Consider the following 20,238-nt stretch of genomic DNA (forward strand, 5'->3'; position numbering starts at 1 on the left):
AATCTGAATGTCTCGGGTGCGGAAAAGATTGAAGGTGACCATCAGGGCCGGCGCCTGCCGGTCCGGGTTAGGCGGCTTCAATATTCCGCTGCGAGCTCTGCGAGCCGCGGAATTTCGTTGCCGCCGTTCCGGACCGTCCTGGCGCCGGCCAGGACGGATCTACCAGCTAAACCTCTTCGACGGAGCTGGGCTCTGCACGGGACAGATCGATACCCAGTTCCTCCGCGGCCCGGAAGACTTCTTCATCCGAGTCACGCATTTCAATCGTGTTGCCTTCGGTGGAGAGGACTTCCACATTCAGGCAGAGCGACTGCATTTCCTTGATCAGGACCTTGAACGATTCCGGAACACCGGGCTCCGGGATGTTCTCGCCCTTGACGATGGCTTCGTAGACCTTCACGCGGCCATGAATGTCATCGGACTTGATCGTGAGCAGTTCCTGCAGCGTGTAGGCGGCGCCGTACGCTTCCAGGGCCCAGACTTCCATTTCACCGAAGCGCTGTCCGCCGAACTGTGCCTTACCACCCAGCGGCTGCTGCGTGATCATGGAGTACGGACCGGTGGAGCGTGCGTGGATCTTGTCGTCCACCAGGTGGTGCAGCTTCAGGATGTACATGTAGCCGACCGAGATCGGGTCCGGGAACGGCTGGCCGGAGCGGCCGTCGTACATCCGGGCCTTGCCCGATGCACCGATCAGGCGGTTGCCGTCACGGGTCACGTTGGTGGAGTCGAGCAGGTTGATGATCTCGTCCTCGCTGGCACCGTCGAACACCGGGGTGGCGACAGTGGTGGGGCCGGTTTCGCGCGGCAGGTTCGGCAGGTCCTTGACCCAGTCCGGCTCGCCTTCGATCTTCCAGCCCTGCTTGGCAGCCCAGCCCAGGTGGATTTCCAGGACCTGTCCGACGTTCATTCGGCCCGGAACGCCCAGCGGGTTCAGGATGATGTCGACGGGGGTTCCGTCTTCCATGAACGGCATGTCTTCGATCGGGAGGATCTTGGAGATGACGCCCTTGTTGCCGTGGCGGCCGGCCAGCTTGTCACCGTCGGTGATCTTGCGCTTGTGGGCGACGTAGACGCGGACCAGCTGGTTGACGCCCGGGGGCAGCTCGTCGTCGTTGTCACGATCGAAGATGCGGACGCCGATGACGGTGCCGGACTCGCCGTGGGGCACCTTCAGGGACGTGTCGCGGACTTCGCGGCTCTTCTCGCCGAAGATGGCGCGCAGCAGGCGCTCCTCCGGGGTCAGTTCCGTTTCGCCCTTCGGGGTGACGCGGCCAACCAGGATGTCGCCGGCCTCAACCTCGGCACCGATGTGGATGATGCCGCGCTCGTCGAGCTGCGAGAGCACCTCTTCGGAGACGTTGGGGATGTCGCGGGTGATTTCCTCGGCACCAAGCTTGGTGTCGCGGGCGTCAACCTCGTGCTCCTCAATGTGGATTGAGGTCAGGACATCGTCGGAGACCATGCGCTGGGACAGGATGATGGCATCTTCGTAGTTGTGGCCTTCCCATGACATGAATGCCACGAGCAGGTTCTTACCAAGGGCCAGTTCACCCTGGTCCGTTGCGGGACCGTCGGCGATGATGCTGTTGACCTCAACGCGGGCGCCTTCGGAGACCAGCACGCGCTGGTTGTAGGCGTTGCCCTGGTTGGAGCGCTCGAACTTCATGATCGGGTAGCTGGTCTCGGTGCCGTCGTCGTTCATGACGGTGACGAGGTCAGCGGAAACCTCGGTGACAACACCGGGCTTCTTGGCGGTCACGGAGTCGCCGGCGTCAACGGCGGTGTACTTCTCCATGCCGGTGCCCACGACGGGACGCTCGGAACGGAGCAGCGGCACAGCCTGGCGCTGCATGTTCGCACCCATGAGGGCGCGGTTGGCATCGTCATGCTCGAGGAACGGAATCAGGGCCGTAGCCACCGACACCATCTGGCGCGGGGAGACGTCCATGTACTCGACCTCGTTGGGCTCAACGAGGACGGGCTCGCCGGAGCCGCCGCGGGCACGGACGAGGACGAGGTCCTCGGCGAAGTGCTGGTCGGCGCGCAGCGGAGCGTTTGCCTGGGCAATGGTGCGCTCAACTTCGTCATCGGCGGTCAGGTAGTCGACCTTGTCGGTGACTACGCCTTCCTCGACCTTGCGGTACGGGGTTTCGATGAAGCCGAAGGCGTTGATGCGGCCGTAGGAAGCCAGCGAACCGATCAGGCCGATGTTCGGACCTTCAGGGGTTTCGATGGGGCACATACGTCCGTAGTGGGACGGGTGCACATCTCGGACTTCCATGCCTGCGCGGTCACGGGACAGACCGCCCGGGCCCAGCGCGGACAGGCGGCGCTTGTGCGTCAGGCCGGCCAGCGGGTTGTTCTGGTCCATGAACTGCGAGAGCTGGGAGGTTCCGAAGAACTCCTTGATCGCAGCAACAACGGGACGGATGTTGATCAGGGTCTGCGGCGTGATGGCCTCGACGTCCTGGGTGGTCATCCGTTCGCGTACTACGCGCTCCATACGGGACAGGCCCGTGCGGATCTGGTTTTCGATCAGTTCGCCGACGGCGCGGATGCGGCGGTTGCCGAAGTGGTCGATGTCGTCGACCTCAACGCGGATGTCGACGTCCTCGCCGTTGCGCTTGCCCGGAACCGTCTTCTCGCCGGCGTGCAGTGCAACGAGGAACTTGATCATGGCGACGATGTCGTCATTGTTCAGAACCGAAGCATCGGAATCCGTCAGCGGCTTGTCGATGCCCAGCTTGCGGTTGATCTTGTAGCGGCCAACCTTGGCCAGATCGTAGCGCTTCGGGTTGAAGTACAGGTTGTCCAGCAGGGTCTGGGCAGCCTCGACCGTGGGCGGCTCGCCCGGACGGAGCTTGCGGTAGATGTCCAGCAGGGCATCTTCGCGGGTTTCCGTGGGGTCCTTTTCCAGGGTGGCCCGGATGGAGTCGTACTCGCCGAAGGTCTCGAGGATCTGGCCTTCGGTCCAGCCGAGTGCCTTCAGCAGCACGGTGACGGACTGCTTGCGCTTGCGGTCCAGGCGGACGCCCACCTGGTCACGCTTGTCGATCTCAAGTTCAAACCACGCACCGCGGGAAGGAATGATCTTCGCGGTGTAGATGTCCTTGTCGCTGGTCTTGTCCGCGGTGCGCTCGAAGTATGCGCCCGGGGAACGGACCAGCTGGGAAACAACAACACGCTCGGTGCCGTTGATGACGAACGTTCCCTTGTCGGTCATGAGGGGGAAGTCGCCCATGAACACGGTCTGCTGCTTGATTTCACCCGTGTTGTTGTTCATGAATTCGGCTTTAACGTACAACGGGGCCGAGTACGTAGCGTCCCGGTCCTTGCACTCCGCCATGGTGTACTTCGGGTCGGCAAACTCCGGCTCCGAGAAGCTCAGGGACATGGTGCCCTGGAAGTCTTCAATCGGGGAGATTTCCTCGAAGATGTCAGCCAGGCCGGAAGTGGTGGCAATACCCTGTTCGCCGGTCTCCCGCGCCTTTTCAACGCGCGCCTTCCAGCGCTCGTTGCCGACGAGCCAGTCAAAGCTGTCCGTCTGCAGGGCAAGAAGATTGGGAACGTCAAGCGGTTCGTGAATCTTTGCGAATGAAATCCGGGAAGCTGCGTTCTCCGGATTAGTAGCGGTTTCGTTATTAGAGGTGCTCGAGGCGACCAAGAGGGATCCTTCCACAGACCTTCAGGCGTGTTTCACGCCTCCTCCCCTGCACGATGCGGACCGAGTCCGTGTGCGTCCCATTGTCCGGCATGGGGCCTATCCACAGGTTGCGGATACTGCCCGGCACGGAACGAAGCCCACCGCTATATGAAGGCTGAAGGTTAACAGGAGGAAGCAAATATCCACTATAGGGCATTATGGGCAGACAAGTCTAGCCGGTATCTGACCCCTGCTTCGCTCAACCCCTCCGAAAGGATGTTCCGGGGATCGAATTCCGGGCTGTCTAATCCCGGAATCGAGGGGGAGCTACAGGCTGCACCGGCGCACCGTTCACGCATCGGATACAGATACCTTACCGCACAACGGCGGTTTTATGCGTGCCCGCATGGTGTGCAGTGCCGCGGACCCCTGTGACGGCGCTCTCCCCCCGGCGCGCCGGGGTGGCGTAGCCTTATCCCTGTCTTCAATGACGAACACACCGACGAAAGCGATGCACGAGTGACTAACGCACCCACAAGCACCTCCGCAGCCCGCGAGGGCACCGCCGTTCCCGAAGTGGTTATTGTCGGGGGCGCACGTACGCCCCAGGGCCGCCTGAACGGCCAGCTGTCCGCCTTCACGGCCGTCGAGCTCGGCGCGTTTGCCATCAAGGGCGCGCTGGACAAAGCCGGCGTCGATGCCGCGGATGTCGACTCGGTCATCATGGGGCATGTGGTGCAGGCCGGCTGCGGGCAGAACCCCGCCCGCCAGGCCTCCATCAAGGCCGGCATCGGCTGGGACGTCCCGGCAGTCACCGTCAACAAGGTCTGCCTGTCCGGCCTGGCTGCGGTGATTGATGCCGCCCGGCTGATCCGCGGCGGCGAGGCCACCGTGGTGGTGGCCGGCGGCCAGGAATCCATGACCCGCGGACCGCACCTGCTTCCCGGTTCCCGGCAGGGCTGGAACTACGGCAACATCTCCGCACTGGATTCGGTGGCCCACGACGGCCTCACTGATGCCTTCGACAACGATTCCATGGGCATTTCCACTGAGCGGGGCAATACAAAGCTGGCGATCAAGCGCCTGGAACAGGACGAGGTAGCAGCTGCCTCGCACCAGCGCGCGGCAGCCGCCATGGCGTCGGGGGTCTTCGACGCGGAAATCGTTCCCGTGACGGTGCCGCAGCGCCGCGGAGAGCCCCTGGTCCTTACCTCGGACGAGGGCGTGCGGCCCAACACCACCGTGGATACGCTGGCCGGCCTTCGTCCGGCGTTCGATTCCGAAGGAACCATCACGGCAGGCAACTCCTCTCCCCTGTCCGACGGCGCGGCAGCCCTGGTCATCACGACCCGGGACTACGCCGAAGCCAACGGATTGACTGTCCTCGCCGCCGTCGGGCTTCCCGGCCAGGTCGCGGGACCGGGCAACACGCTGCATTCCCAGCCCTCCAACGCCCTCTTCGCCGCGCTCGGCCGGGCCGGCTGGAGCACCTCGGACCTGGACTTCATCGAGATCAACGAGGCCTTCGGCGCCGTGGCGGTCCAGTCCCTCAACGAACTGGGGATGGACCTGGAACAGTGCAACCTGCACGGCGGAGCGATCGCGCTCGGGCATCCGATCGGGGCCTCGGGCGCCCGGCTGGCCCTCACGGCAGCACATGAGCTTGCCCGGCGCGGATCCGGCCGGGCCGGCGTCGCGCTCTGCGGCGGCGGCGGGCAGGGTGAGGCGCTGCTGCTTTACCGCGAAGAAGCGTAACCGCCCCGGAGTGACCACCCCGGAGTGACCGCCCCTAAATAAACACAGAAGGCCCCGTTCCTTTCGGAACGGGGCCTTCTGCTAAGCGTTTTTACGCGGTGAGGCAGTAAAAACTACTTGACGGTGACGGTGGCGCCGGCAGCTTCGAGAGCTTCCTTGGCCTTGTCAGCGGCTTCCTTGTTGGCGCCTTCGAGGACGGCCTTCGGAGCGCTGTCAACCAGGTCCTTGGCTTCCTTCAGACCCAGCGAGGTCAGGGAGCGAACTTCCTTGATCACTGCGATCTTCTTGTCGCCGGCAGCTTCGAGGATGACGTCGAATTCGGTCTTCTCTTCAGCGGCTTCAGCGGCACCGGCAGCGGGGCCGGCAACTGCGACAGCAGCAGCGGTGACGTCGAACGTCTCCTCGAAGAGCTTCACGAAATCGGAGAGCTCGATGATGGACAGTTCCTTGAAAGCTTCAATGAGCTCTTCGTTGGTGAGCTTCGCCATGGTGTGGCGTCCTTCCTATAGTTGGTGCACGCAGGCACCGGAGATTGATGGAGAAGAGGAATTACTCTTCGGTGGCTGCTTCTGCTGCCGGAGCTTCTTCTGCAGCGGCCGGAGCCTCTTCTGCAGCGGAGGCAGCGGGGGCGCCGCTTTCCTCTTCAAGCTTCATGCGCAGTGCATCAGCCGTGCGGGCGAGCATGGACATCGGTGCCTTGAGGACACCGGCGACGCGTGCAAGCTGGAACTCACGGGACTCAAGGGCAGCCAGTGCGGCTACACCGGAGGCATCCAGGGCATTGCCCTCGAAGACACCGGTCTTGATGATGAGCTGCGGGTTGGTCTTGGCAAAATCCGTCAGGCTCTTTGCAGCTGCAACTGCGTCACCCTTGATGAAGGCAATTGCAGTAGGTCCGGCAAGCTGGCCTTCGAACGCGTCGATGCCGGCTTCCTTGGCTGCAATGCCAGTCAGGGTGTTCTTTACGACCGAGTACTTGGTGTCCTGGCCGAGCGAACGACGCAGCTCCTTGAGCTGTGCAACGGTGAGCCCGCGGTATTCGGTTAGGACAGCAGCGGTCGATTCCTTGAAATCGGTGGTGATTTCCTCGACTGCTGACACCTTTGTTGGCGTTGCCATAACCCTCCTTCCGGGGAAATAGTGCCGGTGGATCGGGTCCCGAACATAAAAAACGCCCCGGGCAGATGCACGGGGCTTCACTCTACGGACACGTTGTTCCGGAGTGCAGTTCGTTCACCTGCGCAGGCCGCCCTATCAAGGGACTTTCGGATGTTTGTCCAACCGGGTTCCACAGTGGCGGGCTGAAGGTTCAGCCTTACGGTGGGATTGAATGCACATCGACCGACGGTCTTTGGTAGTTCCAGAGTACGGGAGATCGGGGCGGGGAACAAATCCCGGGGCCGGCGGCAGCTTCAGGCGGATGCCGCACGCGGCCGGCGCCCGGATGTCACTCGGCGGACAGCCCCTTTTGCCATTCCCCGGAGTAGCCGATGGGCCGGAAGCCAAGCCGCTCATTAATGGAGAGCATGTACCGGTTCTCCTCGGCGTTCCAGGTGTAGACCCGGCGTGCTTCGGGCACCGCCTCCCGGAGCCGGACCAGGTTCGCGGCTTTCAGCAGCATGCCCAGCCGGTTCCCCCGGTGGCCCTCCAGCACCAGGGTGTCATCCTGGTAAACCACGGCAGGGTTGTTGCGGAAGATTTCCAGGACGGTATGCCCGGCAAGCTCACCCGTCGCGACCTTCCGTGCGGCACTGACCAGGACTTCCGCGTCCATGTCGCGGGCCTGCGCTTCGGACTCCCGCACCCGTGCTTCGTTCCAGGCTTCCTCCGCCAGCTCCAGTCCCCCCATCGGCGCATCGATGCTCATTTTCTGCCGCAGGAGCGCGTAGGCATCCACCAGGTCCGCGGGGCACGCCCCGCTCCAGAAGACGAGTTCGTAGTCCGCTCCGGCTGCGGCGCGCGCCTGTTCCAGCACGGCTTCATCATCTGCAGGGCTTCCCAGCTCCAGCCGGCTGACGCGGTCCACCAGTTCCAGCGAGAAGCCCAACGCGGAAGCGAACAAGGCGGCGGCGTCCTGCGGGACCAGCGACGCCGTACCGGCGATCGGTCCCGTCTCATCGGAGAGCAAATGGTCCGTCTCCGCCATGAGCATGCGCCGGTTGTCCGCCGCGGCCAGTTGCTCCGCCGCGGCGTAGAGCTGCGTTCCGACGCCGCGGCGTCGGGCGGAAGGCGCCACCACAACGTTGACCGTTCCACTGTGGAGGTTGTCCGTAAGCGGCAGGTTGACCAGGGCTACACCCACGATGTCGGCACCGGCCCGGGCGGCCAGAATCTCCCGCCGGCGCGAGGGAGTACTGCGCCGTCCGGCAAGCTGCGCCTGCGGCGGCCCGTAAAAGTCGTCATTGCCCCAGAACTCGCGAAGCTGGGCATTCAGCAGTTCAGCAACGGTAATGAAGTCCGCCGCGCCGGGTGCGTCCAGGGCGGGCGGGACGGCAATCGGTTCGATGGAAACGGGCGGCTGTGTCATGGCACACATCCTGCCGCACGCGGCCCCGGGCTCCAAAACCGAATCGGGATGCACACCGGCCGGACACAAAAGAGCGGCCGCAGCAAAGGCTGCGGCCGCTCTTTTAGGGAAAATCCCCGGGTACTACTGCTGACTATGCGTCGGCGAGAACCTTGGTGACGTTGGGGTCAACGCTGATGCTCGGGCCGAACGTGGTGGACACGGTCGCCTTGGAGATGTAGCGGCCCTTGGCTGCCGACGGCTTGAGGCGAAGGACCTCTTCCAGAGCTGCTGCGTAGTTCTCAGCCAGCTTCTGGGCGTCGAAGGACACCTTGCCGATGATGAAGTGCAGGTTGGAGTGCTTGTCGACGCGGAAGTCGATCTTGCCACCCTTGATGTCCGTGACGGCCTTGGCCACGTTCGGGGTAACCGTACCGGTCTTCGGGTTCGGCATGAGGTTACGCGGGCCGAGCACGCGGCCCAGGCGGCCGACCTTGCCCATCATGTCCGGGGTAGCCACTGCGGCGTCGAAGTCGGTCCAGCCTGCTGCAACCTTTTCGATCATGTCGTCGGAACCAACGAAGTCGGCGCCGGCAGCGATTGCTGCTTCAGCCTTCTCGCCGGTCGCGAAAACGAGGACGCGGGCCGTCTTGCCGGTGCCGTGGGGCAGGTTGACCGTGCCGCGGACCATCTGGTCAGCCTTACGGGGGTCAACGCCCAGGCGGAAAGCCACCTCAACGGTTGCGTCGAACTTGGAAGGATTGGTGTCCTTCGCCAGCTCTACAGCCTCGACCGGTGCGTACAGCTTGTCCGCATCGATCTTGGCTGCAGCTGCTTCATATGCTTTGCTGCGCTTTGCCATCTGCTTTTTCTCCTTGTGCAGTTGTGGTCTGTCGGACCGCGCCGGGCCCTGCCACGCGCCGTCGCCCGTCAGGGGCGGCGGCAGTTATGTGAATGTGAAACGAGTACGGGGACTTAGCCCTGTACCGTGATGCCCATCGAACGGGCGGTGCCGGCGATGATCTTGGCAGCTGCCTGGACATCGTTGGCGTTGAGGTCTTCCATCTTCATGGTGGCGATCTCTTCGACCTGTGCCTGGGTCAGGTTGGCAACCTTGGTGGTGTGCGGGGTTGCGGAACCCTTGGCGACACCGGCAGCCTTCTTGATCAGCTGTGCAGCCGGAGGAGTCTTCGTGATGAAGGTGAAGGAACGGTCTTCGTAGACGGTGATTTCCACCGGGATAACGTTGCCGCGCTGGGATTCCGTTGCAGCGTTGTACGCCTTGCAGAATTCCATGATGTTGACACCGTGCTGGCCAAGTGCCGGACCAATCGGAGGAGCCGGGTTGGCGGCACCTGCGTTGATCTGCAGCTTGATGAGGCCGGTGACCTTTTTCTTGGGGGCCATGAAAGGGTCCTTCTCTAAATTATGTTCCCGAAGGACAGGAGCGTCCGTCCGGGGCGGTGGCCGCCATGGCTTGGCGGCCGGACGCTGCCTGCAGGTTAAAGCGGACCTGCGGACAGCGAAATCTGAAAGCTACTGGAGCTTGGTGACCTGGCCGAAGCCGAGGGTCACAGGTGTCTCGCGCTCGAAGATGGTCACGAGGACCACCAGCTGCTGGGACTCGGGCTTGATCTCCGAGATGGTGGCCTGGAGCGTCTCGAACGGGCCTTCGTTGACCGTTACGGGCTCGCCGACCTCGAAGTCAACGGCAATGTTGGAGGACTGCTGCTGTGCAGGCTTGCCGGCCTCGGTCTTCGGGGAGACGATCGTGTGCTCGAGCATCGAGTACACCTCGGACAGGCTCAGAGGAGTCGGGTTGTGGGCATTGCCCACGAAGCCGGTGACGCCGGGGGTGTGCCGGACAACGCCCCAGGACTCGTCGGTGAGGTTCATGCGCACCAGGACGTAACCGGGAATGCGGACGCGGTTGACGATCTTCCGCGTGGTGTTCTTGATCTCGACGACTTCTTCCATCGGGACCTGGATTTCGAAGATGTCCTCTTCCATGTCCAGGGTCTGGATGCGGGTCTCAAGGTTGGACTTCACGCGGTTTTCATAGCCGGCGTAGGAGTGGATGACGTACCAGTCACCCTCCTGGCGGCGCAGCTTTGCCTTGAAGGCAACAGCCGGATCTTCCTCGGGCTCAGCGTCTTCTGCGGAATCGGCAGCCTCTTCGGCTGCGTTTTCTTCGTCTGCCGAAGCATCAACAGCAGCGGGCGCCTCGTCGACGTCGGCTGCGGTCATCTGATCCTCGGTATCCAGATCAGCGTTGTCATTGATCTGTGATTCGAGTTCTTGCTCGGACACGTAGATTCCTGCTTTCTTCTTCAGAGCACTATCGGGTTTGTCACTAGCTCATGGTCTCCGGTTCCACGCCCAACGGGGGGGGAACCTTAGGTCTCTGGCTAGCTTTCGCCGCCGCCCGAGCCGAAGATCCACAGTGCGCCCCTGCCAAAGGCAAAGTCGAGAGCCGTAACGATAAGCATCATCACCATCACGAACGCGAGGACAACGAGCGTGTACCTCAGCAGTTCCTTGCGGGTGGGGGTGACCACCTTTTTCAGCTCGGCAATCACCTGGCGCAGGAAGAGAGCGATACCGGCGAAGAACCCGCGCTTCTTGGGCCCGCTGGAGGGGTGTCCCTTGGAGCTGCTGGCAGCTGTCTCGGTCACCTTCGCCTCACTCATCTGTGTCGGTTCACAATCGCAGCAAGCGCTGGGACTGCTCATTCCATGAAGGACTGCTGAGCTGCCGGAAATGACAGTTCTGCGCAGGGCAGACAGGACTCGAACCTGCAACCTGCGGTTTTGGAGACCGCTGCGCTACCAATTGCGCCACTACCCTATGGAGGAAAACTCACCCTACCGCCACCATTGTAGCCGTAACGAACGGAAGACTATTTCCCCGACCGAAAGGCACAAAGCAGCGTGGTGTGCTCAACCACCGAAGAACCAGTCTACGCAAACTTTTCCGTCCCGTCGAACCGGGGCTTCTCCGCCCCGTGCCGTGCCGACCTGCAGCCGGGATTCCAAGCGCCTAAACTGGGGAACGCCGCCGTCGTCCGGCAGGACCGACGCGGCAAACGTTAGCCGCCGCCACACACCAGACGGGAATCCCATGTCTTCCACCGGCCGTATTTCAGAGCGCATCGCTTCCATTGCCGAGTCCGCAACCCTCGCAGTGGATGCCAAGGCCAAGGCATTAAAGGCCGCCGGGCGCCCGGTGATTGGTTTCGGCGCGGGCGAACCGGACTTCCCCACCCCGGGCTACATCGTCGACGCCGCCGTCGACGCCGCCCGCCAGCCGCGTTTCCACCGCTACTCCCCCGCCGGCGGGCTCCCTGAGCTCAAGAAGGCGATTGCTGCCAAGACCCTGCGGGACTCCGGCTACGCCGTTGACCCCGCCCACGTCCTGGTCACCAACGGCGGCAAGCAGGCCGTCTACGAATCCTTCGCTACGCTGCTGAACCCGGGCGACGAAGTCCTGGTTCCCACCCCGTACTGGACCACGTACCCGGAAGCCATCCGGCTCGCCGGCGGTGTCCCGGTAGAGGTTTTCGCCGGCCCGGAGCAGGGCTACCTGGTGAGCGTCGAGCAGCTTGAGGCAGCCCGCACCGGGGCCACCAAGGTCCTGCTCTTCGTTTCCCCGTCCAACCCCACCGGCGCCGTATATCCTCCGGAACAGGTCGCCGAAATCGGCCGCTGGGCGGCAGAACACGGACTGTGGGTCATCACGGATGAAATCTACGAGCACCTGACCTACGACGGCGTCCCCTTCACCTCGATCGCCACCGCGGCCCCGGAGCTGGGCGACAAGGTCGTGGTGCTGAACGGCGTAGCCAAGACCTACGCCATGACCGGCTGGCGGGTCGGCTGGATGATCGCGGCCGCTGACGTCATCAAGGCCGCCACCAACCTGCAGTCCCACCTGTCCTCCAACGTGTCCAACGTGTCGCAGATGGCCGCCCTGGCCGCCGTGTCCGGACCCCTGACGGCCGTGGATGAAATGAAGCAGGCCTTCGACCGCCGCCGCCGCGCCATGGTGTCGGCCCTCAACGCCATCGACGGCGTCGAATGCCCCATGCCCGAAGGCGCGTTCTACGCCTATGCAGACGTCCGCGGCCTGCTTGGGCGCGAGTTCCCGGGCAAGGAAGGCCCGGTCCGGCCGCAGACGTCCGCCGAGCTGGCGGCACTGATCCTCGACACCGTCGAAGTTGCCGTGGTTCCCGGTGAAGCGTTCGGCCCCTCGGGCTACCTCCGCCTCTCCTACGCCCTGGGCGACGAAGACCTCGCCACCGGGATGGAGCGCCTGCAGGACTTCCTCGGCAAGGGCCGGTAGGGGCTGCTAGAGCAGGCGGCGGTCCGCGGCCCAGCGGGTGAGCTCGTGGCGTGAGGACAGCTGGAGCTTGCGCAGCACCGAGGAGACGTGGGTTTCCACCGTCTTCACGGAAATGAACAGCTCGCGGGCCACCTCCTTGTAGCTGTAGCCGCGGGCGATCAGCCGCATGACCTCGAGCTCACGGGCCGAGAGGCGGTCCAGTTCGTCATCCACTGCGGCCACGCTCGCCGTGCCGAAGGCGTCCAGCACGAATCCCGCCAGGCGCGGCGAGAACACCGCGTCGCCGCCGGCCACCCGCAGGACGGCATCGGAAATCTCCGGACCCGAAATGGTCTTGGTGACGTAGCCGCGCGCACCGGCCCGGATGACCGTGACCACGTCTTCGGCGGCATCGGAGACGCTCAGCGCCAGGAAACGGGTCACCCCGAGCAGCCCGGCGCACCCCGCCAGCACTTCGGCGCCTCCGCCGCCGTTGCCGCCGGGCAGGTGGACATCGAGGAGGACGACGGCGGGACGCCGGGCCGTGATCGCGGCAACCGCGGTTTCGACGCTGTCCGCTTCCGCCACCACGTTGATGCGGGCGTCGAGGTCCGCGCGGAGGCCGGAGCGGAAGATGGCATGGTCATCAACCACGACGACGTCGATCGGCGGCGAGGGGTGGACCGTCATTGGGGTTGTGCTCCGTTGCTCGATACGCGGTTGTCCGTCGAGGGAATCTTCTGTGGTGCGCCGGCATGGGCCGTGCTGCCGTTGCCCGTGCTGTTCGCCGCGCCGGGTACGTCGTCACGGGCACCGTTTTCCGTGCCTTTCGGCAGCGGCAGCACCAGCCGGACCTCGGTGCCGTCGGCAGTGCTGCGGATGGCCGCACTGCCTCCTGCACGCCGCATCCTTCCGATGATGGACCCCCGCACGCCGATCCGGTCAGCAGGCACAGCGTCCAGGTCGAATCCGGAGCCGCGGTCCCGCACGAAGACTTCAAGCTGCTCCGGCCTGCATTCAACATAGACCGAAACCGTGCCGCCGGCATGCTGGGCGGCGTTCAGCATGGCAGCCCGTGTAGCGGAGGCCAAGGCTTCGGTCCGCTCATCCAGTGCGGCATCCGAGACTGCCACCAGCTCAATCGGGTGGCCGTAGGCGTCCTCGATTTCTGCTGCAATCCGGCGCATGCATTCCACGAGGTGGTCTTCGGCCCGGGCACGGTCGGAATACAACCACTGCCTCAGCTCCCTTTCCTGGGCGCGGGCGAGGCGGATGACGTCCTGCTCGGAACCGGCGCGCTTCTGGATCAGGGCCAGGGTCTGCAGGACCGAGTCATGCAGGTGGGCCGCAATTTCGGCCCGCTCGGTCTGCCGAATCCGTCCGGACCGCTCGGCTTCCAGGTCCCGCCAGTGCTTAATCGCCCACGGAGTGAACACCAGTGCCACGCCGGCCAACACGGCAGCGGACGCCAACAGCCCCGACATCAGGACATCCCAGCTCACTGCGCCCGAGACCACCACCAGCACGCCGGCGACCACCAGCAGCAGGCCCGCCGCCAGGCGGATCATGCCCGAGGCCCGGTCGGCTCCGGCGCTGTTCATCAGCCCCGCCCGCCGGCTCTCGTCCAGCTGCGTCCAGGCCAACACCGCACCGCCGGCGATGGCGGCGACCGGAACAAACAAGCCCCAGTTCAGGTCGGCGCCCAACCGCTGGGCAATAAAGGCAGCTGCCACCAGGAGCAGGGCAATGCCCGCCGCAACCTCCCGCTGCCCGGTCTTACCCGGCTGCCGGGCGGGAACGGCCCCTTCGCGAAGCTGCCTCGCATAGTTCTCGGCGATGCTGCGCGGGTTGGCGGATACCTGTTCCTTCTTCTCCTGCTCCTCCTGGGTCGGAACCATGATCCACAGCCATCCGTAGAGGATGAACCCGCTTCCAGCGCCAAGCACCAGCACGGCCATGACGATCCGGGTCAGCTTCACGGGCCAGCCCAAGTGCGCGGCCAGCCCGGCGCAGACGCCGGCAATGATCCGTTCGCGGGGACGCACCAAGGGTTCTCTCATGGACCTATCCAAACACGGGGAAGCCGCCGGGCACCGGCCCTGACGGCAATAATTCCTTTTCTTCAGGGGCCGTTCAGGGGCGGGTCAGGGTAGTCCCTGATGCAGTATGGCTGCGGCCGGAGAAGACTGGAGACATGAACCCTTCCCCATCCCCTGATCCCGGGGCCCAAGGCCCCGCAGCGCATCCTTCCGCTGAGCATCGTCCGGCCCCTGCAGGCAGCCACGCGGCAGGCAACGGTTCCACGAGCACCGGTTCGACCCCCGCGGGAGGACCCGGCGCACCGTCATCCGGCGGATTCCACAGCGGTTTCTTTAACTGGGTCCGCTCCCTTGGCCTTCCGCGCGGCGGTGACCGCTGGTTCGGCGGCGTCGCGACCGGGATCGCTGCGCGCACCGGGCTGGACCCCGTGCTTGTCCGCGGACTGTTCGTAGTCCTCGGGGCTTTTGGCATAGGGCTACTGGTTTACGGCGTCGCCTGGGCACTGCTCCCGGAACCGGACGGCAGGATCCATCTCGAAGAGGCGATCCGCGGCGACTGGGCATCCGGCATGACCGGAGCACTCATTTTCGCCATCCTCGGCATGGGCGGGCCCGGTGCTTCCTTCCTCGGCGCGGACAGCTGGTTCGGCGCCGTCGTCTGGACGCTGTTCTGGATCGGTACGGGCGTGGCTGCCGTTTACTGGTTCTCCACGGGGAAGGGCCGGTTCCACCTTTCCGCGCAGAGGACCGCTGCGGATGCGTCCGGGGACCCGGACAGCACCGTCGCCCCCGCTCCTCCTGCCGGTGCCGGGGCCAGCGCGCCGGAAGCCCGTCCCGGGAAGCCCGTATCGCTTGCGAAACCCGGCATGGACGCCGCCGGCACCGACCCTGCCGGTTCTGCACCCGCCGGCGGCACGGCCCCCTTTGCCGCCGCTCCGCTCGGCGGGTTTGCCGTTCCGTCCGGACCGGTACCGCCGCCTTCAGCCGAATCGAAGCGGGACGCGGAACCCGCCGGTAAGGCAAAGCACGTCCCGGGAGCCCCGGGGTCCTTCGCCGCGGCCCTGTTCGGTGCCGCCCTGCTCGCAGGCGGGACCGTCCTCGCCCTCGATTACCTCGACCTCCTTTCCCTGGGCGCACCGGTATCCGTTGCCCTGGCAGCGGCGGCCGCCGTCCTGGGCTTCGGCATCGTGATCCTGGGAGTGGTCGGCAGGCACTCCGGCGGGATCGGCGCGGCGGCAGTAGCAGCACTCGTCGCTTCCCTCCTGACCCAGGGCAGCATGGTCAACGCCAACCTCCTGGTGGCCAGCAATGCGGACTGGGTGCCCCGGGATGCTGCCCAGGCGGGCGGCGGCTACACCGTGATCGCGGCCAACGGCACCGTTGACCTGCGCGAGACCGAGACTTCGGGGAACTTCGAGGTCCCGGCCAGCGTCGCCGCAGGGAACCTCGCCATCCTCGTGCCCGACGACGCGCCGGTAACCATCAGGTTCGGCATGGCTGCGGGAAATGTCGAGGTCAACGACGGGTCGGACCGGCAGGAATACAGCGGGCTGTGGCAGCCGTCCGACGAGCGCACGCTCAACGACGGCGCCGACGGAGACCGGATCACCATTGATGTCCGCGGACTCGCGGGCAACGTACTCGTTACGACTGAAGAAAGCGATCTCTAGCCATGGAACAGGACAACGAGAGGGATTACCTGGGACGCCAGTACGGACCCGAAAGCTACGAAGCCCCGAACCGGGAGATGCCGTCGGCACCAGCCGCGGACCCGGGTCCCGGCAGTCCCGAAACAGACCAGGTGGAGCCCCGCGGCTCCGCTGCAGCGACGGTGGAGACCGACGACAACCCGGCTGCGGTCCCGCCCCGCGCACTGCAGGTGGGCACGGTGGTGTGGGGCCTGGTCCTGACCGTCCTGGCCGTCCTCCTGCTGCTGGTGAACACCGTGAACCTTTCGGTGGATCCTGTCCTGCTGGTTCTCTGCCTCACCCTTGGTGCGGGACTGGCCCTCCTGCTGGGCGGGTTCCTTTCCGGCCTTCAGCGGAGCCGCTCCCGCTGAAGGCTTATCCCGGTCACCGTCTCGGCGGACCGGTGCCCCTATTTCCCTATTTCAACACCATCAGATAAGGCTTAGTACATGGAAAAGTTCTTCAGCATCGTGCGCTCCTCCCCCATCAAAAGGCAGAGAGGTTGGGTCGGCGGAGTCTGCGCCGGCATCGCGGCAACCTACGGGTGGGATGTTTCCCTGGTCCGGATCGGCGTCCTCCTCAGTTTCCTGCTGCCGTTTGTAGGCCTGGGCACGTACGTCGTGGCATGGCTGCTGCTGCCGAAGACGGACGGAACCATCATCCTCCAGCGCCTCGTGAGCCCCCGCGCTTAGTCCTCCACCGGTCTGCTGGCTAGAATCAAAGCCAGGACCTAACCACCGCCAGCAGATCCAGGGGTAATGACATGAAGATCGGTATCCTCACCAGCGGAGGGGACTGCCCCGGGCTGAACGCCGTGATCCGCGGTGCCGTCCTCAAAGGCATCAAGGAATACGAGGACATCGAGTTCGTCGGTTTCCGTGACGGCTGGCGCGGCGTGGTCGATGGCGACATCATAGACCTGCCCCGCTCCCGCGTCCGCGGCATCTCAAAGCAGGGCGGAACGATCCTCGGGACGTCCCGCACCAACCCGTTTGACGGTCCAAACGGCGGACCGGAGAAGATCAAGGCCACGCTGGAACGCCTCGGGATCGACGCCGTTATCGCCATCGGCGGTGAGGGCACCCTCGCGGCGGCCCAGCGGCTCACGGACGCCGGCCTGAAAATCGTCGGCGTGCCCAAGACCGTGGATAACGACCTTGATGCCACCGATTACACCTTCGGCTTCGATACCGCAGTGGAAATTGCCACCGAGGCCTGCGACCGCCTGCGGACCACGGGCGAATCCCACCACCGCTGCATGGTGGCCGAAGTCATGGGCCGGCACGTGGGCTGGATCGCCCTGCACTCCGGCATGGCCGCCGGTGCCCACGCCATCCTGATTCCCGAGCACCCGGTCAGCATCGAGCAGATCGCCCAGTGGGTCAGTGATGCCCGCGACCGCGGACGCGCCCCGCTGGTGGTTGTTGCCGAAGGTTTCGTCACCACCGATATGGAAATGCCGCACTCGGAACGGGGCCTCGACAGTTTCGGCCGCCCGCGGCTGGGCGGCATCGGGGAACTGCTGGCGCCGGAAATCGAAGCGCGGACCGGCATCGAAACCCGTGCCACGGTTCTTGGCCACATCCAGCGCGGCGGTGTACCGACCGCCTACGACCGGGTCCTTGCCACCCGCCTGGGCATGGCGGCAGTGGATTCGGTGGTGGACAGCCTGTGGGGAACCATGGTGTCGCTGCACGGTACGGACATTGTGCACGTGGGCTTCGAAAAGGCCCTCGGCAATCTCAAGACGGTCCCCGAGCACCGCTACGACGAGGCCGCCATCCTGTTCGGTTAGGCCGGGGGGCGGGTTCGCCCGGCCGTCGTCGGCCGCGCCCTGCCGCCGGCGTACGGATTCCGTCAGCGATCCTGTGCATTTGCTGAGGATTCCGTATGCTCCGGCAGGGCGTTTGCATGCGTGTGCATGCCGCGGTGTAGGTTGAAAACCATGAATCTGGACTCGGGAACCATCGCGATCATCCAGCTGGCCTGGTCCCGCCATCTGGGCCTGGCGGATAATGCCCTGGCGGAGACGGACACCGGCGAACGCATCTACAGCGTCCAGGACCAGGCCGACACAGCATGCTTCCTGCGCCTTTTCGGTGCCGAGGTTTTCAGCGGCCCCGAATGGGCTGCCGACCGCGCCCGGACCCAAAGCGCTGCGCAGCTGACCCGCAATTCAGGGCTCATCCAGATGTCCATGGAACACGGCGGACGGGTCCTGGGCGCCGAGCAGCTGTTTTTCGCTGACGTTTTCCCGAGCGTCATTCCGCTCGACGAGCTTGCCGTGAGCAACGAACCGGCTCTCGCCGTCGTCCTCGAACGGCTGTGCCCTCCGGACGACGTGGCGGAGGCCGGTCTGGCGGAGAAGGAAGAAGTCTTTGTCCTGGTGGACGATTCCCAGGACGAGCCGCGCCCCGTGGCAGGTGCGGGATACAGCATCACCGACGGAATCCTGGCGGACATGAGCGTGCTGACCGCCCCGGGCCACCGGCTGCGCGGGCTGGGCAGCTACATCAGTTCGGTGGCCCTTGAGGACGCCATGGCAGGCGGCTTGATCCCGCAGTGGCGGGCCCGGATGGACAACGTAGGCGCCGCCAGGACCGCAGTGGGATCCGGTTTCATCCCCGCCGGAAGCCGCACCTCCGTGGCCCTGAACGCCTAGGCACCGCGCACGCGCACTAACCGAGCAGGTCCAGCATTTCCTGCCGCTTGAAGAACCCGGCGGTGTCCCGCCCGGTGGGCGACCCGGCGTCGGGATCCGCACCCGCTTCCGCCAGGATCCGGAAGATCTCCACGTACCCCTTGAACGCCGCGCCGGCGAGCGGTGTCTGGCCGCGGTCATTCTGCGTGTTGACATCCGCTCCACGTTCCACCAACAGCGCGGTCAGCTCCGCGTGGCCGTGGTAGGAGGCCAGCATCAGCAGGTTGTCTCCCGAGCCGTTCGTCAGGTTCACGGGCACGCCGGCGTCAAGGTAGCGGCGGATCCCTTCGGTGTCGCCGGCACGCGCGGCATCAAAGACCATGCCTGCGAGCTCGATAACGTCATCGTCAATCGGGGGACGGGATTCGGGGGTGCTCATGGTGCTCCTGGGGGTATTGATGTTCTGGCTGTCATTTTTGCGCAAAAGGAAGCTTGCGGTCAGCGCCGCGGTGCCTTCAGGAAGCCCGAGGCTCGTCCCACCACGGCGCCCGCATCCGGAGCCACGATGGGTTCCTGCGCGGCGGCGTAGAGCTCGCCGTCGTCGTTCACCACCAGCTGTACGGACGGATCCACGGACCGCTTCACCACTGCCAGGCCCACGGGGCCCATTTCATAGTGGGCGCCGACCGAGGTCAGGGTGCCGACCTGCCGCTCCCCCAGCATTACCGGGCTGCCGGCGGCCGGAAGGGTGTGCTGCGACCCGTCCAGCTGCAGGAACACCAGCCGGCGGGGCGGGTGCCCCAGGTTGTGTACCCGCGCCACGGTTTCCTGGCCCTTGTAGCAGCCCTTGGCCAGGTGCACGGCGGTGCGGATCAGGTCCAGCTCGTGCGGGATGGTCTTCTCGTCCGTCTCCGCGCCCAGCCGAGGACGCCAGGCGGCAATGCGCAGGGCCTCGGAAGCCATGGAGCCGGCCAGGGTGCGCCCGGAGGCGTCCATGGCGGCCTCGAACCCGGCCCGTGGAATCAGGTATTCGTACCATGGCCGCTCAAGCCCGGGGTGGGCATCTTCCGGCACGGCGGTGTAGGCAAACCCGCCGGCACCAATGTGCGGCCAGGGATCGGTCCAGCGAAGGTACTGCTCCCACTGCGGCACCTCAACCGTTGCACCGGCCACGGCCCACTGGTCAGTGACGTCCGCGATGTCGACCCGGAGCATGAACTTCATCCGCTGCAGCCACTCGGTCAGGCCCGGCGCTTCAGCGGATTCGACCAGCAGCCAGGACGTGGCGCCGTCGTCGATGATCCGCGCGTCATAGTCAATCCGTCCCTGCACGCTGAGCAGCAGCAGCTCCGAGCTCACGCCCGGCTGAAGATCCGCCACCTGCTGGGAGGACAGCGTGTTCAGCCAGCTGAGGCGGTCGGGGCCGGAGACGGTGACCACGCCGCGGAAGGAAAGGTCGACGACGGCGCTGCCGCGGGCAAGGTCGCGCTGTTCGCGGAGCGGATCGCCGTAGTGCGAGGCCGTACCGGCGTCGAGTCCGCCGGCTTCAACGGCGCCGTGGCGGGAAAGCAGGGGGCTGGAATACGTCATATCAGGTGCAACGTCCTAGCGGCTCGGGCCTATTCCTCCGGCCGGCTTTGCCG

19 protein-coding genes and 1 tRNA gene are annotated in these 20,238 nt (G+C 65.1%); 7 read left to right on the forward strand and 13 right to left on the reverse strand.

The window, feature by feature from the left end:
* Window positions 1-166 precede the first annotated feature (166 nt).
* Window positions 167-3,667 (reverse strand): DNA-directed RNA polymerase subunit beta, encoded by a 3,501-nt coding sequence (rpoB, locus tag NNX35_RS02085; protein ID WP_255764896.1) that lies wholly within the window; start codon window positions 3,665-3,667, stop codon window positions 167-169.
* Between the two features lie 498 nt (window positions 3,668-4,165).
* Between rpoB and NNX35_RS02090 the strand changes: the two genes are divergently transcribed.
* Complete coding sequence (locus NNX35_RS02090; RefSeq protein ID WP_255866837.1) at window positions 4,166-5,401, forward strand: acetyl-CoA C-acetyltransferase; 1,236 nt, start codon at window positions 4,166-4,168, stop codon at window positions 5,399-5,401.
* Between the two features lie 113 nt (window positions 5,402-5,514).
* Here the strand turns inward: NNX35_RS02090 and rplL are convergent, their stop codons facing one another.
* From rplL to NNX35_RS02130, 8 genes are all read right to left on the reverse strand, one after another.
* Window positions 5,515-5,889, reverse strand: a complete 375-nt coding sequence (rplL, locus tag NNX35_RS02095; protein WP_227918771.1) for a 50S ribosomal protein L7/L12 — start codon at window positions 5,887-5,889, stop codon at window positions 5,515-5,517.
* A gap of 61 nt (window positions 5,890-5,950) precedes the next feature.
* A complete protein-coding gene (gene rplJ / locus NNX35_RS02100; RefSeq protein ID WP_227918774.1) occupies window positions 5,951-6,520 on the reverse strand; it encodes a 50S ribosomal protein L10 in 570 nt (189 codons plus the stop codon).
* Between the two features lie 328 nt (window positions 6,521-6,848).
* A complete protein-coding gene (locus NNX35_RS02105; protein ID WP_255866838.1) occupies window positions 6,849-7,928 on the reverse strand; it encodes a GNAT family N-acetyltransferase in 1,080 nt (359 codons plus the stop codon).
* 133 nt (window positions 7,929-8,061) lie between these two features.
* Window positions 8,062-8,769: a 50S ribosomal protein L1 gene (rplA, locus tag NNX35_RS02110; protein WP_227918778.1), complete on the reverse strand. Its 708-nt coding sequence runs from the start codon at window positions 8,767-8,769 to the stop codon at window positions 8,062-8,064.
* A 113-nt stretch (window positions 8,770-8,882) separates the two neighbouring features.
* Complete coding sequence (gene rplK / locus NNX35_RS02115; RefSeq protein ID WP_227918781.1) at window positions 8,883-9,314, reverse strand: 50S ribosomal protein L11; 432 nt, start codon at window positions 9,312-9,314, stop codon at window positions 8,883-8,885.
* Window positions 9,315-9,443: 129 nt separating this feature from the next.
* Window positions 9,444-10,217 (reverse strand): transcription termination/antitermination protein NusG, encoded by a 774-nt coding sequence (gene nusG / locus NNX35_RS02120; RefSeq protein ID WP_230021194.1) that lies wholly within the window; start codon window positions 10,215-10,217, stop codon window positions 9,444-9,446.
* A 98-nt stretch (window positions 10,218-10,315) separates the two neighbouring features.
* On the reverse strand, window positions 10,316-10,597 hold the full coding sequence (secE, locus tag NNX35_RS02125; protein WP_227918785.1) for a preprotein translocase subunit SecE: 282 nt from the start codon (window positions 10,595-10,597) through the stop codon (window positions 10,316-10,318).
* Between the two features lie 84 nt (window positions 10,598-10,681).
* Window positions 10,682-10,754: transfer RNA gene (locus tag NNX35_RS02130), tRNA-Trp, on the reverse strand.
* A gap of 273 nt (window positions 10,755-11,027) precedes the next feature.
* Between NNX35_RS02130 and NNX35_RS02135 the strand changes: the two genes are divergently transcribed.
* Entirely contained in the window at window positions 11,028-12,248 is a 1,221-nt protein-coding gene (locus NNX35_RS02135) for a pyridoxal phosphate-dependent aminotransferase (RefSeq protein WP_255866839.1), read from the forward strand.
* A 6-nt stretch (window positions 12,249-12,254) separates the two neighbouring features.
* Here the strand turns inward: NNX35_RS02135 and NNX35_RS02140 are convergent, their stop codons facing one another.
* Entirely contained in the window at window positions 12,255-12,917 is a 663-nt protein-coding gene (locus tag NNX35_RS02140) for a response regulator transcription factor (RefSeq protein WP_255764900.1), read from the reverse strand.
* Entirely contained in the window at window positions 12,914-14,287 is a 1,374-nt protein-coding gene (locus NNX35_RS02145; RefSeq protein WP_255866840.1) for an ATP-binding protein, read from the reverse strand. The genes NNX35_RS02140 and NNX35_RS02145 overlap by 4 nt, the downstream gene beginning before the upstream one ends.
* A gap of 134 nt (window positions 14,288-14,421) precedes the next feature.
* Here NNX35_RS02145 and NNX35_RS02150 point away from each other — a divergent pair, with 134 nt between their 5' ends.
* The 5 genes from NNX35_RS02150 to NNX35_RS02170 all read left to right on the forward strand — a co-directional run bounded on the left by NNX35_RS02150 (window position 14,422) and on the right by NNX35_RS02170 (window position 18,616).
* On the forward strand, window positions 14,422-15,936 hold the full coding sequence (locus NNX35_RS02150; RefSeq protein ID WP_255866841.1) for a PspC domain-containing protein: 1,515 nt from the start codon (window positions 14,422-14,424) through the stop codon (window positions 15,934-15,936).
* A gap of 2 nt (window positions 15,937-15,938) precedes the next feature.
* Complete coding sequence (locus NNX35_RS02155; protein ID WP_255866842.1) at window positions 15,939-16,325, forward strand: hypothetical protein; 387 nt, start codon at window positions 15,939-15,941, stop codon at window positions 16,323-16,325.
* Window positions 16,326-16,403: 78 nt separating this feature from the next.
* Window positions 16,404-16,646, forward strand: coding sequence for a PspC domain-containing protein (locus tag NNX35_RS02160; protein ID WP_227918799.1), 243 nt, complete (start codon window positions 16,404-16,406; stop codon window positions 16,644-16,646).
* A gap of 71 nt (window positions 16,647-16,717) precedes the next feature.
* Window positions 16,718-17,749 (forward strand): 6-phosphofructokinase, encoded by a 1,032-nt coding sequence (locus NNX35_RS02165; RefSeq protein WP_255764904.1) that lies wholly within the window; start codon window positions 16,718-16,720, stop codon window positions 17,747-17,749.
* Between the two features lie 150 nt (window positions 17,750-17,899).
* Window positions 17,900-18,616, forward strand: coding sequence for a GNAT family N-acetyltransferase (locus NNX35_RS02170; RefSeq protein WP_255764905.1), 717 nt, complete (start codon window positions 17,900-17,902; stop codon window positions 18,614-18,616).
* 16 nt (window positions 18,617-18,632) lie between these two features.
* Here NNX35_RS02170 and NNX35_RS02175 read toward each other — a convergent pair whose 3' ends face one another.
* Both NNX35_RS02175 and NNX35_RS02180 read right to left on the reverse strand, forming a co-directional pair.
* Window positions 18,633-19,034 carry an ankyrin repeat domain-containing protein gene (locus tag NNX35_RS02175; protein ID WP_255866843.1) on the reverse strand — a complete coding sequence of 134 codons (402 nt, stop codon included), beginning with the start codon at window positions 19,032-19,034 and terminating at the stop codon, window positions 18,633-18,635.
* Between the two features lie 59 nt (window positions 19,035-19,093).
* Complete coding sequence (locus NNX35_RS02180; RefSeq protein WP_255866844.1) at window positions 19,094-20,185, reverse strand: folate-binding protein YgfZ; 1,092 nt, start codon at window positions 20,183-20,185, stop codon at window positions 19,094-19,096.
* Between the last annotated feature and the right edge of the window lie 53 nt (window positions 20,186-20,238).

The sequence above is a fragment of the Arthrobacter sp. zg-Y844 genome (assembly GCF_024385465.1).
Lineage (GTDB): Bacteria > Actinomycetota > Actinomycetes > Actinomycetales > Micrococcaceae > Arthrobacter_B.